This window comes from Methylobacterium tarhaniae (assembly GCF_001043955.1).
GTDB lineage: Bacteria > Pseudomonadota > Alphaproteobacteria > Rhizobiales > Beijerinckiaceae > Methylobacterium > Methylobacterium tarhaniae.
The window spans coordinates 1-12089 of record NZ_LABZ01000229.1 but is presented as its reverse complement, the minus strand read 5'-3'; the positions used below and the strand labels follow the sequence as shown (position 1 = coordinate 12089).

Sequence of the window (12089 nt, the reverse complement as noted above, 5' to 3'; positions counted from 1 at the left end):
GAGGACGGCCATCACGGCGGCGCCTGGAAGATCGCGCTCGCCGACTTCATGACCGCCATGATGGCGCTGTTCCTGGTGATGTGGCTGATCAACTCGACCAGCAAGGAGCAGAAGCAGACCATCGCCGAGTACTTCAACCCGGTGAAGCTCGCCGAGGTCACCCACGACAAGAAGGGTCTTCGCGATCCCCACGACACCCCCGCCGAGCCCGGCGCCGAAGGCGGCAAGGCCGAGGGCAAGGGCGGTGAAGGCAAGGGGGACGGCAAGGGCGAGGGCAAGGCCGGCGACAAAGCCAGCGAGGCCGCGCCGGGCAGCCGGGCGCGGGAATCGGCCCTGTTCCAGGACCCTTACGCGGTGCTGGCGCGGCTGGCTGCCGAGGGCGAGCGCGGCGACACGGCGAGCTCCGACGCGGCGTCGGTCGAATCCGGCCAGCCCGGGATCAGCGGCGGCGACGCGGCGCGCGATCCGTTCGATCCGCTCTACTGGCAGGTCGAGCCGCTGCCGCGCCACCGCACCGAGCGGCCGGGCAAGGTCGGCACTGCGGTGTCGGCCCCGTCCGAGACCCGCCTCGACGCCGCCGGCCAGGTGGCCTCCGCCAAGCCCCGGGACGCCAAGGACGCGCCCACCCGCGTCGCCTCGGCCGAGGACGGGCTGCCGCTCACCCCGAAGGATCCGGTGAAGGACGCGAAGGACGCCGTGAAGTCGGCCGCCCTCAGGGAGCCGGCGCCCAAGGACGCCCCGAAGGATCCGGCCAAGGATCCGGCCAAGGAACAGGGGAAGGAACAGGGGAAGGATCCCGCCAAGGCGGCCGAGACCGCGGCGGTCGCCGCCATGAAGGCCGAGATCGCCAAGGCGGTGGCGCCGCTCTCGACCGGCGCGCCGACCCCGAAGGTCGAGGTCCGCCGCTCGGGCGAGGGCATCCTGATCAGCATCACCGACGACATCGACTTCAGCATGTTCGGCATCGGCTCGGCGGAGCCGAGCCCGAAGGTGGTGCGGGCGATCGAGAAGATCGCCAAGGTGGTCAACAGCCGGCCCGGCCGCATCGTGGTCCGCGGCCATACCGACGCGCGGCCGTTCCGCTCCGAGACCTACGACAATTGGCGCCTCTCGACGGCCCGGGCGCAGATGGCTTCCTACATGCTGGTACGCGGCGGCGTCGACGAGTCCCGGATCGAGCGCATCGAGGGCTATGCCGACCGCCAGCCGCGCAACCCCGCCGACCCGAAGGCGGCGGAGAACCGGCGCATCGAGATCCTGGTGCGGGGGCTGCCCGAATGAGCCGCCGCGGCGCCGCCGGCCTCGTGATCGCCGGGTTCCTGCTCGCCGCGCTGCCGGCCTCGGCCGGCGGTGACGCCCATGGCGGCGGCCACGCCGCGCCGGCTGCCGATTCCCATGGCGGGGGAGGGGGGCACGGCGAGCCGCCCAAGCCCATCGAGCCGCTGCCGGTCGCCCCCCGCGGCCTGCCGGTCGAACTGGTGCGCACGCTGCAGCTCTTGCAGGACCGCATCGCCCGCGGCTCGACCCAGGCCCATCTCGCCCAGCGGCAGCTCCTCGGCCATATCGAGCAGCGCCTGCTCGCCCTCGAGCCCGAAGCCTGGACGTCCCCCGAGAACGTGCGGGCGGCGGTCACCTTCGCCCTCGGCGGCGGCGGGCCGACGCTCCTGCGCCGGATGCGCGAGACGGGCAAGGTGCCGGAGGAGCTGTCGGCCCTGGTGCAGGGCGCGCTCGCCTACCTGGAGGGCCGCGAGCGCGAGGCGCGCACCCTGCTCGGCCGCTTCGATCCACGCACCCAGCCCCCCGGCCTCGCCGGCCAGCTCGCCCTGACCCAGGCGGCGGTCGCGGTGCGCGAGGCGCCGCGCAAGGCGATCGAGCTCCTCGACCTCGCCCGGCTGCTGGCTCCCGGCACCCTGGTGGAGGAGGGGGCCCTGCGCCGTGAGATCTTCATCCACGCGCAGGGCGGGGATGCCAAGCGCTTCGAGGCGCTGTCGATCCAGTACCTGCGGCGGTTCCGCCGCTCGGTCTATGCCGGCAATTTCCGCCAGCGCTTCGCCACGGCGCTCACCCGCCTCGATTTCGACAGCGACCGCGCCCGCGTCGCCCAGCTCGAGCGGATGCTGGACGAGATCGAGCCGGGGGAGCGGCGCGACCTCTACCTGCTGGTCGCCCGGGCCGGGCTGGATCAGGGCCGGCGCGAGACCGCGACCTTCGCGGCGGAGCGAGCCTTGAGCCTCGCCGGGCCCGACAGCGAGGCCGCCGCCCGGGCCCGGCTCTACCGCGCCGCCGCCCTGATCGTGGTGGACGGGCGCTACGAGGACGGGCTCGACGCCCTGCGTGCCGTCGACCGGGCCGGGCTCGACGCCTCCGACCGCGCCCTCCTCGACGCCGCGCTCTCCACCGCCGGCCAGATCCGCGGCGGCGCCCCGCCGGCGCCCGCCGCACCTCCCGCGCCGCCCGTCGCCGATGCCGCCGCGCCCACCGGCCGGCGCCAGATTCCCGAGGCTGCGTCGATCGCCCGGGCGCGCGAAGCGCTCGCGCAGGTCGACCGGATGATCGACAGGACCGACCCGTGACTCCCCTGGACGCGATGCTGCCCGGCCCGCGGTCGCGCCTCGACGGCGCCCGCAACGCCAGTGAACCGGCCCGCCCGGGGGCAGGCCCCGGATTCGACGCCGTGCTCGGGCTCCTCGAGAAGGGCGAGCGCCCCGATCCCGCAGGCCCGCCCGAAGCCGGGACGGAGCCGGCCGCCGAGGCGGGGGGGCCGCAAGGCGGCGCCTCCCCACGCCCCGGGACCCTGGATGCGCTCTTCGCCGGCGCGGGCTCGGCCGGTGCGATCCCCGCCGGAGCCGCCCGTCCGGGCGATGCGGACCTCGCCGCCCTGATGGAGCGGGCTGCGGGCCGGGCGCCCGCGCCGAACCCGGCCGCGAACGGCGCAGGGGGGCAATTGGCTGGTCGAGGGGCCGCCTCCGCCGTCGAGCCCACTCCGCCCTCGACCCCGTTGCCGGCCGGCGCCGCGGCCGCGCCGGCATCGCCACGCCTCGCAGCCCCGTCGAATCTCGGCTCGCGGGAGGTGTCGGCCGCGCGTGCGCAAGGGGAGGCGGCCTTGCCTCACCTCGCGCGGTTGCGCGCCGCCTCGGATGCGTCGGTTCAGGCCGCGGGCGCCGAGATCTCCGCCGTCCTCCCGGGCGGGGACGGCGCGGAATCCGAGACGGAGACCGCACCGGCCCCCGCTTCGGCCGATGGCGCTCCGCTCGCCGCCCTACCGTGGCCGACGCGCACCGATACGGTGATCCCGCTCCCGGCTCCGGCGGCGCCGACGGCGGGAGGCGCCCCGGCATCCGCGCCGTCGCCGCGGGGCTCCGGATCCGCGGCCGACCCCGCCGCCTCCGCCATGATGCGTCCGGCCATGACCGTGATCGCGCAGGAAACGCATTTCGCTCCGGTCGCGACATCCGCAGCGCAGCTGGCGCCCGGCGCCACCGGAGCCGGCACCGCCGCAGGGCCCTTCTCCGGAGCTTTGTCGGCCGCCGCGTCCGCGTCGCCGAACACGCCACTCCCTGCCGCCGCGGCGTCCGGTCCCGGCGGTCGTCGGGCGACGGCCGATGGATTGCAGGCCGACACCCAGCCCGCCGCCTCGGGCGGGCACGAGACGGCAGGCCCTGCGGCCACCCCTCAGGTAACGATGGGGCCCGCATCGCCGCAGCCCCCCGCCGGTCCGCCCGCGGGCGCCACACCGTCTCCGATGCCGGCGGACCGCGCGGCGGCGGCCGCACCCCAGCCCGGAACGAGCGCGCCGGCGTCGGTTCGCGCTGCCGCGGGCGGCGCATCCTCGTTCGCCAGCGGGACGCCGGGCGGAGCCGCGCCGGGCGCGCCGGGCCCCGGCACGGCCGATCCGCCGTACCAGGGCGCCGCCGATGCCGCCGCACCTGCCGAGTCCAGGCCAGCCCGGGAGGCCCGGCCTTCGCAGGGCACCAAGCCGCATCAGGAGATCAAGTCCGTCTCCGAGGCCAGGATCGCCGCCCCGGCCACGCCCGGCGAGCGCCGGGCCGAGGAGGCAGCCGGCATGTCCGCCCCGGTCGCCGCGGCCGACCCCGCTCCGGCGCCGGCGCCCGCCCCGGCGGCGCTGCCCCTCGCCACCTTGCGCCAGATCGCCGATGCGGTGGCGACCGGGGCCGCGACCCTGCCCGATTCCGCCTCGGTCCGCGCCGGTGCGGCTGCGGCCGCCTGGAGCGCCGCCGCCCAGGCCGAGGGGCCGGTGCGGCTGCTGACGCTGCAGCTGCGCCCGGCCGAGCTCGGCCAGGTCCTGGTCCGGATGCGGCTCCAGGATGGCCGCCTCGAGATGAACCTGCGGGCCGAGCACGAGGAGACCGCGGACCTCCTGCGGCGCGACGGCGGCCTGCTGACCGCCCTGGTGCGCGAGGCCGGCTACCAGCCCGACCTCGTCACCGTCCAGGCCGGCCGCCTCCCGGGCGAGGCCTTCCCGCAGGGCGGGAGCCCGTCCCTGCCGGCCTTCGCCGGCGGGCAGCAGCATGGCGGCGCAAGCCCGGACCAGCCGGCCCGCCGCAATCCCGACGCGCCCGAGGAAGGCGGGCGCCGGAGCATGGAGCAGAGAGATGACGCGCATTCCGGCGATCGCGACCGCGGCGGTCTTTACCTGTAGCGCCGTTGCGGGTGCGCAGGCCGCCGCCACGGTCTCCGGGGCCGCCAAGGCGCCGCTGCCCCCGACCAACAACGTCTGCGAGCAGCAGATGGCGCAGGCCGCCGCGCGCCACGGCGTGCCCCTCGGCATGCTCTATGCCGTCGGGCTGACCGAGAGCGGCAATCGCGGCTCGCTGCAGCCCTACGCCATGAATATCGGCGGCAAGGCCTATTTCGGCGCGAGCGCCGCCGACGTGATCCGGCGCCTGGGCGAGGCGCAGGCCAGCGGCGTGCGTCTGGTCGATCTCGGCTGCATGCAGATCAACCACCATTATCACCGGGCGAAGTTCTCCTCGATCGAGGCGATGATCGACCCGCGCCAGAACGTCGAGTACGCGACGACCTTCCTCAAGGAACTCAAGGCCCGGGAGGGCAGCTGGACCCTGGCGGTGGCGCGCTATCACGCTGGCCCGAACAACAACCCGGCCCAGAAGCAGTATGTCTGCCGGGTGATCGCCAACATGGTCGCTTCCGGCTTCGGTCAATGGACGCCGGGCGCGAAGACGTTCTGCAGGTGAACCATCCGGCTGGCGAGGCCGCGCCTCGTCGGTATTTCGTGCGGATGCACGATCGGGGTGGCGTCCGCTACGTCGTGCCCGAGCCTTCCGGCGGGGTTCGGGCCGGTCGCTCGTCGCTCACCCCACGTAGGTGTAGCCGATGTAGCGCTTGGCCTCGATCGGGTCATGGCCGAGCTGCTGCGCCAGCTTCTTGCGCAGCTTGCTGACGTGGCCCTCGACCACGCTCTCCTCGACGCCGTCGCTGTAGACGCCGTAGACCCCGTTGAAGAGCTGGGTCTTGGTCACGCGCCGACCCCGGTTGCGGACCAGGAATTCCAGGATGTGCCGCTCCCGCCGCGGCAGGGAGAGGGGGACGCCGTCGATCTCGGGGTCGCGCCCGTCGAAGAACACCTTCAGCCGTTCGGCGCCGCGGCCGGCTTGCGCGATCTGCTTGGCGTCCGTGTCGTCCGGCTGGGTGACGGGTGAGTCGGGGGCCTGCGGCTGCTCCCCGTTGACCCGGCGCCAGATCGCCTCGGTCCGGGCCAGGATCTCCCGGACGTGGACGGGCTTGGGCAGCACGTCGTCGATGCCCGCGTCGAACAGCACCAGGGTCTGCTCCAGCGACCGCGAGTCGGCCAGCGCGATGATTGGGGCACGGGACTGCCGGCGGATCGCGCTCGCGCAGCGCGCGCGCTCGTCGAAATCACCCAGCAGGAAGCCTTGCACCGCGTCGAGGTCGCTGCGGGACGCCGACTCGATCCAGCTCGTGAACTCCTCCGGCGACAGCGAGAAGGATGAGACTCCTTCCCGATCGAACCCCGCCTTGAAGCCCGCATTCACCGATTTCCTGGCATCGACCAAGAAATACATCTGTCGTACCCTCATCGGGACCGGTCAAGTGGCGCAGCGACACTCCGCCTCCGACCTGTTCCCCGTCTTGTTCCCTCGGCCCCGAAACTTCGGCCGGCGGACGCTCGGAGTGCGCGCGCCGGTCCGACATCCTGCGGTGTCCGATTTGTGCCGATCGAATTCATGTCCGCGGCGCGGCGGCCGGTCAATGACCGTTGCGCCGCAGCAGGCCGGCTTCGCAGAGCATTTTGTTAAGAATCGGCCGGAGTGTGGGCGCGGGGACGCGTTAGGTCAGCGTTAGTTCTTGACAGGGCGGCCGCAACGGCCCCGGTGCCGCCTGCCGGGTGGCCGTCGGCGCGGATTGTCCCCGGGCGGGAGCCCGGCGAGGCCGCCCGCGTCGCGAATCAGGTGAGGCGGGCATCCGACAGGGCGCGGGCGAAGGCGTCGAGGCGCAAGGGGGGGCCCTCCTCGGCCAGGATGCGCTGGATCGCGACCCCGACGAAGCAGCCGTCGAGGACGAGCTTGAAGAACACCGTCACGGCCTTGGCGGCGAATTCCATGTCGAGCACGACCTGCATCGAGCGGCCCCAGTCGAGGCAGACGTCGGCGGCGTCGGCATAGGTCAGGGTGGCGTCCTTGAAGAACGGCTCGGCCGAGGAGGCGACGAGGTCGGCGATGTTGCCGTGGCGCTCGCCCCGCACCCAGCCGATCAGCACGCTGCCGTCGAGCAGGCAGAACTCGGTGATGAAGTCGCGCAACTCCGCCGCGAAGACCTGCTCGGCCGCCGCGATCACGTCACCGGACACCATCCGGGCCTGCGCGAGATCGTGGTCGTGAGGGATCATCGTTGTCTCGCGAACAGGAAGAACAGGATCTGCGCGACCGCGCGGTAGAACTCCGCGGGAATCATCTGGTCGACCTGGACAGCATCGTACAGCGACCTTGCCAGAGGCTTGTCTTCGATGACGGCGATGCCGTGTTGCTCGGCGATCTCGCGGATGCGCAGGGCGATGAGGTCCTGGCCCTTGGCGAGCACGATCGGCGCGGGGCCCTCGGAGGGCTCGTAGCGCAGGGCCACCGCGAAGTGGGTCGGGTTGGCGATGACCACGGTGGCGCGGCTGACCTGGCCGAGCATGCGCTTGCGCGTGCGGTCCTGGGCGAGTGAGCGCAGGCGCGCCTTGACGGTCGGATCGCCCTCGACCTGCTTGTGCTCGTCCTTGATCTCCTGGCGCGACATCCGGAGCGAGCGCTGCCAGCGCAGGCGGGCCCAGACGAGATCGCCCGCCACGATCACGATGGTGGCGATGCTCACGGCCGAGACCAGGCGGATCGCGGTCGTCAGGATCAGCTCGGGGAGCTGGCTCGGGTCGACGAACATGGCACTCACGGCTTTGCCCTGTTCCGAGCGCAGGAGCAGGAGGACGACGAGACTGACCGAGGAGACTTTAAGGACGGCTTTCAGAAACTCGACTTGGCCGGAGCGGCCGAAGATCCGTCCCCAGCCCGAGACCGGGGAGACGCGGTTCCATTTCGGGGCGATGCGATCGGAGACGAGGCTGGGAACATTCTGGGCGAGGGAGGCGACGAGCCCGAAGCCGGCGAGCACCAGCAGGATCGGGGTGAGGAAGCGGGCGAGGGCAAAGCCCGTCGCATGCATCAGGGTGAGGGCGTCCTCGGCCGAGGCCAGCGAGAAGCCGCCCGGATGGTCGAAGAACGAGGAGAGGTCGCGGGCGAGCGCCGCCGCCTGCCCCCGCACCACCAGGCTCAGGGAGACCAGGAGGCCGAGGATCGATGCGAAGACCGGGGCCTCGCGGGAGAACGGCACGTCGCCCTTCTCGATCGCGTCGCGCACCTTCCGCTCGGTGGCGTCCTCGGTCTTGCTCTCCTTGTCGGTGTCCTCAGACATGCGACGGATCGCGGGACCGACGTCCCGCCGCCATTGCCCCGGTCACGGGGGGCCGCTCAGCGGATGAGGGCTTCATCCTCGCCTCCCGGATTGATCTCGATCTCGCCGCGGCCCGCCATGTCCATGGCGAGGTCGGTGATGGCGCGGCGGGCCTCCATCACGTCGCGCTGGGCGGCCGGCTCGCCGCCGTTCAGCTCGTGCTCGACCATGCGGCGCACGCGGGCCGAGAGGGCGCTCAGCACCACGGTGCGGAACTCCGCGTCGGTGCCCTTGAGGGCCAGCACCAGGCGGTCGTTGGGCACCGCGTCGAACAGGGTGGTGCGGGCGCGGGGCGCCAGCTTGACGATGTCGTCGAAGGTGAAGAGCAGGCCCTTGAGGATCTCGACCGATTTCGGCCGCGAATCGGCGAGGCTGGAGAGGGCCTCGTCCATCTGCTGGCGGTCCATCTTGTTGATGATGTCGGCCATCTTGGCGTGGGTGTCGGCGCCGGAATTGCGCGACCCGTTGATCAGGAAGTCCTCGTGCAGGGCGCGCTCGACCGCCTGCATCACGTCGTCGACCACCGGCTTGAAGCTCAGCATCCGCCGCATCACGGTGTTGCGCACCGGCAGCGGCAGGTGACCCATCACCTTGGCGGCGATGGCGGGCTTGACCCGCGACAGGATCAGGGCCGCGGTCTGCGGGTGCTCCTTGACGAGGTAGCTCGCCAGCACGCTCTCCGACACCGTCGCCATGCGCTCCCAGACCGAGCGGTTGGCGTTGCCGCGCAGCTCCGCCAGGATGTCGGCGACCTGGTCGGCCGGGAGCAGGCCGGTGAGGAGCTTCTCGACCTCCTGCACCGTGCCGACGAGGCTCGAGCCGCCGGCGAATTCCTCCGCGAAGGTCTCGACCACGGTGTCGAGCAGGTCGGGGCTCACCGCGCCGAGCCGCGAGGCCGACTGGGTGATCCGCTTGATCTCGTCCGGCTCGAAATACTTCAGCAGGCGCCCCGCCGCGGGCTTGCCCATGGCCAGGAGCAGGGTCGCGACCTGGTCGATGGGTGCGAGCTGCCGGGAGGCGCCGCGCAGGGCCGGGGGGGACGCCGCGAAGTTCACGCGATCAGCCGTTCTGTGCGGTGTCGGCCGGGCCGACGACCTCGGTCAGCGAGACGCCGAAGCGCGAATTCTCTTCCTCGACGATGACGATCTCGCCCCGGGCGATCACCCGGCCGTTGACCATCACGTCGACCGGCTCCCCGACCCGGTGGTCAAGGGACACGATGGCGCCGCGGCCGAGCTTCATCAGGTTGGCGACCGGCATGGTGGCCGAGCCGAGCACCACCTGCACCAGGACCGGGATGCGCAGGATCGAATCGAGGTTGCGCCCGTCCTCGGCCGGCTGGGAGGCTTGGCTCGGGGAGGCGGGGCTGGCGCCGGCATCGGGGAAGGGGCTCGTGCTCATCGCGGGCTCGCGTGGAATTCTTTGAAGTCCCTGGCAGTCCTAAGCGCCCAAGCTGATCCGAGGCTTGCGGCGTGCTCGCCGTTCCCCCGCCTCGACGGATCGAGGCCGGGGCGTCCGGCGAGCCCTCGTCGGCCCGGCCGTGCGGGCGGGACGCGACCGAGGGGGGCGTGGCGCATTCTCCGACGAAAGGAATACCGGTTCGTGCAGACGATGCGGCAAAATCGAGGGGCTGGAGCAGCGAGGCGGGTGCCGCGTCCCGGATCGCCCGGAGCGGGCCGCCCGGCGCAAGGCGGATTGATCGCGGGTTCACCGGGACGGAACCTGAGAATCGAGGACCCGGAATGGCGCCTGGCCGCCGCGCGGGGCGGGCGCTGCTCTGAGCGGACGACGCGTCGGCAAGCCAACGCGTCGTCCGCTCAGGTTCCTGTTTGGTCGCAGATTTTTGTCGCAAAACCGGCGACCACTTTTGCGAAATCCGCTTAGCGGTCGCTCTCCCCGCGCGCCGCGGCGCGGCGGCCGGCCTCGAGGGCGGCGAGCGCCGCCCTGGCCTCCTCGATCTTGACGCTCAGGGCCTCCAGCACCTCGCGGCCCTCGCCGGTGAAGCTGCGCACGGCCTCGCCGGCGGTGGCCAGTGCGTGGCCCGAGGCCGCGACCGCCCGTCCGTACTCGGCCTGGGCGCGGTCGAGCCGCTTGAGCTTCAGGTAGAGCGGCAGCACGCAGGCATTGGTGCCGACCAGGGCAGCGAGCAGCACTCCGTCAACCAGCGAGACCATGCTCCGTCCCTTCCTTCTCCTGGATGGCCTCGTCGATCCGCAGGACGTAGGCCCCCTGCGACTGCCCGGCATGGCACCAGAACAGCGGCTTGTCGTTGCCTTCGAGCTTGATCCGCGTCGCCGGCGTGGCGTCGAGGGCGATGACCTGGCCGACCTTCAGCCCGGCGATCTCGCCGAGCGTCAGGTGGCGCTCCTCCAGCACGGCGCGCAGGTGCACCGTGGTCTTCTGCACCTCGGCGGCGATCTGGGTCGCCCAGCGCGGGTCGCGCCGGGTGCTCGTCTCGCCGGTCAGCACCTTGGCGAGGCTGGGCCGCAGCGGGTTGAGCACCGTCTGCGGCATGATGATGAACATCTCGCCGCCGCGGCTGAGCGCCTGGAGGTTGAACTTGGCCTGGATCGCCTTGTTGCTGCGCCGGCCGATCACCGCGAACTCCATCCGGGTCTCGGTGCGCTCGAGGGTGAACGCCGTCTTCGAGACGAGGCCGAAGGAGGCTTCCAGCGCCCGGCCGACCTGCTCGAGGATGATCTGGGCGATGCGCAGCTCGATCGCCGAGAAGGGGCGCTCGTCGTCGACCGGCTCCTCGGAGCCGTCGGCGCCGAACAGCACCTCCACCATGGTGAAGACGAAGTCGCGATCGAGGCCGACCAGGATGTGTCCGTCCCAGGCCGGGGCCTGGAAGATGCCGACCACCGCCTTCGTGTCGTACGCGTCGAGGAAGTCGCCGAAGCGCCCGCTCTCGACGCCGTTCAGCGAATAGAGGATCGACGAGGCGGCGAGGTGCTTGAGGCCGTCGCCGCAGGCGGTGGCCAGGCGGTCGAAGATGAGCTGCAGCATCGGCAGCCGGTCCAGGGAGAGGCCGGCGGCCTCCTGGATGCGGGCGCGGATGTCGGCGGGATTGCTGAGGATCGTCGGTTCCATGGCTGGGACTTGCCGGCTCTCAGGCCGCCTCGCGGTTCTGGGCGCCCGGCACGGTGGCGGCCTCGACCTCGTCGATGGTCGGGCGGTCGGCGGCGGCGATGCCCTTGCGGCCGTGCTCGATCGCCACCTGCGGCAGGGCGCCGTTCATGTAGGCGATCAGGCTCTGCTTCACGATGGTGTAGACCGAGCACTGCTTCTCGCGCACGCCCTTCACCTTGATGGCGAGCGGCGCCAGCACGCCGTAGGAGGCGAACACCCCGAAGAAGGTGCCGACGAGGGCCGCGCCGATCAGGCCGCCGAGGATCTGCGGCGACTGGTCGAGCGCCCCCATCGCCTTCACGATGCCGAGCACCGCCGCGACGATCCCGAGCGCCGGCAGCGCCTCCGCCACCGTGTTGATCGCCCCGTACGGCTTCAGCGCGTACTTCTTGTGCGTGCCGATCTCCTCCTCCATCAGCGCCTCGATCTCGTGCGAGCGGGCGCCGCCGATCAGGATCAGCCGGCAATAGTCGCAGATGAACAGGACCAGGCCCTGGTCCTTGGTCACGTCCGGGTAGTTCTTGAAGATCTCGGAATTCGCCGGATCGTCGAAATGGGTCTCGACCTCGTTGCGCGGCTTGGTCTTGATCTCGCGCAGCAGGGCGTGGAGCAGGCCGAGCAGCGACAGGAAGTCCTTGCGCTTCGGGCCCTTGCCGCTGAACGCCTCCATGGTCGCCTTGCCGGAATCGACCACCGTCTTCATCGGGTTGGCGATCACGAAGGTGCCGGCCGCCATGCCGCCGATGATGACGAACTCCCAGGGCTGCCAGATCACGATCAGGTGGCCGCCCATGGCCACGAAGCCGCCGAGCATGCAGCCGATGGCGATGACCAGGCCGACGATGATCCCCATGTCCTGCAACGCTCCGTCTCGATGCGGTACGGCTGTATGGCCGGTGGCTTGCGCGGGGCTTTTTCGCCCCCCCGCCCGCCCGGGTCATGCGATGTCCGGAAGGAAGCTTCCGGAC

At 72.0% G+C, this 12089-nt stretch carries 12 protein-coding genes; 4 read left to right on the top strand and 8 right to left on the bottom strand.

Going from position 1 to position 12089, the window contains the following annotated elements; translation table 11 throughout:
- The 4 genes from VQ03_RS26540 to VQ03_RS26520 all read left to right on the top strand — a co-directional run.
- Positions 1-1281 (top strand): MotB family protein (locus tag VQ03_RS26540; protein WP_048453921.1); only part of this gene is annotated, 1281 nt, incomplete at its 5' end.
- Positions 1278-2573: a chemotaxis protein MotC gene (locus VQ03_RS26535; RefSeq protein WP_048453920.1), complete on the top strand. Its 1296-nt coding sequence runs from the start codon at positions 1278-1280 to the stop codon at positions 2571-2573. The genes VQ03_RS26540 and VQ03_RS26535, both read left to right, overlap by 4 nt.
- Positions 2574-4063: 1490 nt before the next feature.
- Positions 4064-4660 carry a flagellar hook-length control protein FliK gene (fliK, locus tag VQ03_RS33990; protein WP_048453918.1) on the top strand — a complete coding sequence of 199 codons (597 nt, stop codon included), beginning with the start codon at positions 4064-4066 and terminating at the stop codon, positions 4658-4660.
- Positions 4614-5216: a transglycosylase SLT domain-containing protein gene (locus VQ03_RS26520; RefSeq protein ID WP_083468234.1), complete on the top strand. Its 603-nt coding sequence runs from the start codon at positions 4614-4616 to the stop codon at positions 5214-5216. Before fliK ends, VQ03_RS26520 begins: the two co-directional genes overlap by 47 nt.
- A 117-nt stretch (positions 5217-5333) precedes the next feature.
- On the opposite strand, the gene VQ03_RS26515 is transcribed toward VQ03_RS26520, so the two are convergent.
- From VQ03_RS26515 to motA, 8 genes are all read right to left on the bottom strand, one after another.
- Positions 5334-6065, bottom strand: a complete 732-nt coding sequence (locus VQ03_RS26515) for a response regulator transcription factor (RefSeq protein ID WP_048453917.1) — start codon at positions 6063-6065, stop codon at positions 5334-5336.
- Between the two features lie 383 nt (positions 6066-6448).
- A complete protein-coding gene (locus VQ03_RS26510) occupies positions 6449-6889 on the bottom strand; it encodes a hypothetical protein (protein WP_053078747.1) in 441 nt (146 codons plus the stop codon).
- Positions 6886-7950, bottom strand: coding sequence for a flagellar biosynthesis protein FlhB (flhB, locus tag VQ03_RS26505; protein ID WP_048453916.1), 1065 nt, complete (start codon positions 7948-7950; stop codon positions 6886-6888). Before flhB ends, VQ03_RS26510 begins: the two co-directional genes overlap by 4 nt.
- Positions 7951-8006: 56 nt before the next feature.
- Positions 8007-9044, bottom strand: a complete 1038-nt coding sequence (locus VQ03_RS26500) for a flagellar motor switch protein FliG (RefSeq protein WP_048453915.1) — start codon at positions 9042-9044, stop codon at positions 8007-8009.
- Between the two features lie 4 nt (positions 9045-9048).
- Entirely contained in the window at positions 9049-9390 is a 342-nt protein-coding gene (gene fliN, locus VQ03_RS26495; RefSeq protein ID WP_048453914.1) for a flagellar motor switch protein FliN, read from the bottom strand.
- Positions 9391-9869: 479 nt separating this feature from the next.
- Positions 9870-10163, bottom strand: a complete 294-nt coding sequence (locus VQ03_RS26490; RefSeq protein ID WP_048453913.1) for a hypothetical protein — start codon at positions 10161-10163, stop codon at positions 9870-9872.
- Complete coding sequence (locus VQ03_RS26485; protein WP_048453912.1) at positions 10147-11082, bottom strand: flagellar motor switch protein FliM; 936 nt, start codon at positions 11080-11082, stop codon at positions 10147-10149. Before VQ03_RS26485 ends, VQ03_RS26490 begins: the two co-directional genes overlap by 17 nt.
- A 19-nt stretch (positions 11083-11101) precedes the next feature.
- Positions 11102-11974, bottom strand: a complete 873-nt coding sequence (gene motA / locus VQ03_RS26480; RefSeq protein WP_048453911.1) for a flagellar motor stator protein MotA — start codon at positions 11972-11974, stop codon at positions 11102-11104.
- Between the last annotated feature and the right edge of the window lie 115 nt (positions 11975-12089).

Bases quoted from the DNA above. Each gene is read 5' to 3' on its own strand.
- VQ03_RS26535 (WP_048453920.1), top strand. From the start codon at position 1,278: ATGAGCCGCCGCGGCGCCGCCGGCCTCGTGATCGCCGGGTTCCTGCTC.
- fliK (WP_048453918.1), top strand. From the start codon at position 4,064: ATGTCCGCCCCGGTCGCCGCGGCCGACCCCGCTCCGGCGCCGGCGCCC.
- VQ03_RS26520 (WP_083468234.1), top strand. From the start codon at position 4,614: ATGACGCGCATTCCGGCGATCGCGACCGCGGCGGTCTTTACCTGTAGC.
- VQ03_RS26515 (WP_048453917.1), bottom strand. From the start codon at position 6,065: ATGTATTTCTTGGTCGATGCCAGGAAATCGGTGAATGCGGGCTTCAAG.
- VQ03_RS26510 (WP_053078747.1), bottom strand. From the start codon at position 6,889: ATGATCCCTCACGACCACGATCTCGCGCAGGCCCGGATGGTGTCCGGT.
- flhB (WP_048453916.1), bottom strand. From the start codon at position 7,950: ATGTCTGAGGACACCGACAAGGAGAGCAAGACCGAGGACGCCACCGAG.
- fliN (WP_048453914.1), bottom strand. From the start codon at position 9,390: ATGAGCACGAGCCCCTTCCCCGATGCCGGCGCCAGCCCCGCCTCCCCG.
- VQ03_RS26490 (WP_048453913.1), bottom strand. From the start codon at position 10,163: ATGGTCTCGCTGGTTGACGGAGTGCTGCTCGCTGCCCTGGTCGGCACC.
- VQ03_RS26485 (WP_048453912.1), bottom strand. From the start codon at position 11,082: ATGGAACCGACGATCCTCAGCAATCCCGCCGACATCCGCGCCCGCATC.
- motA (WP_048453911.1), bottom strand. From the start codon at position 11,974: ATGGGGATCATCGTCGGCCTGGTCATCGCCATCGGCTGCATGCTCGGC.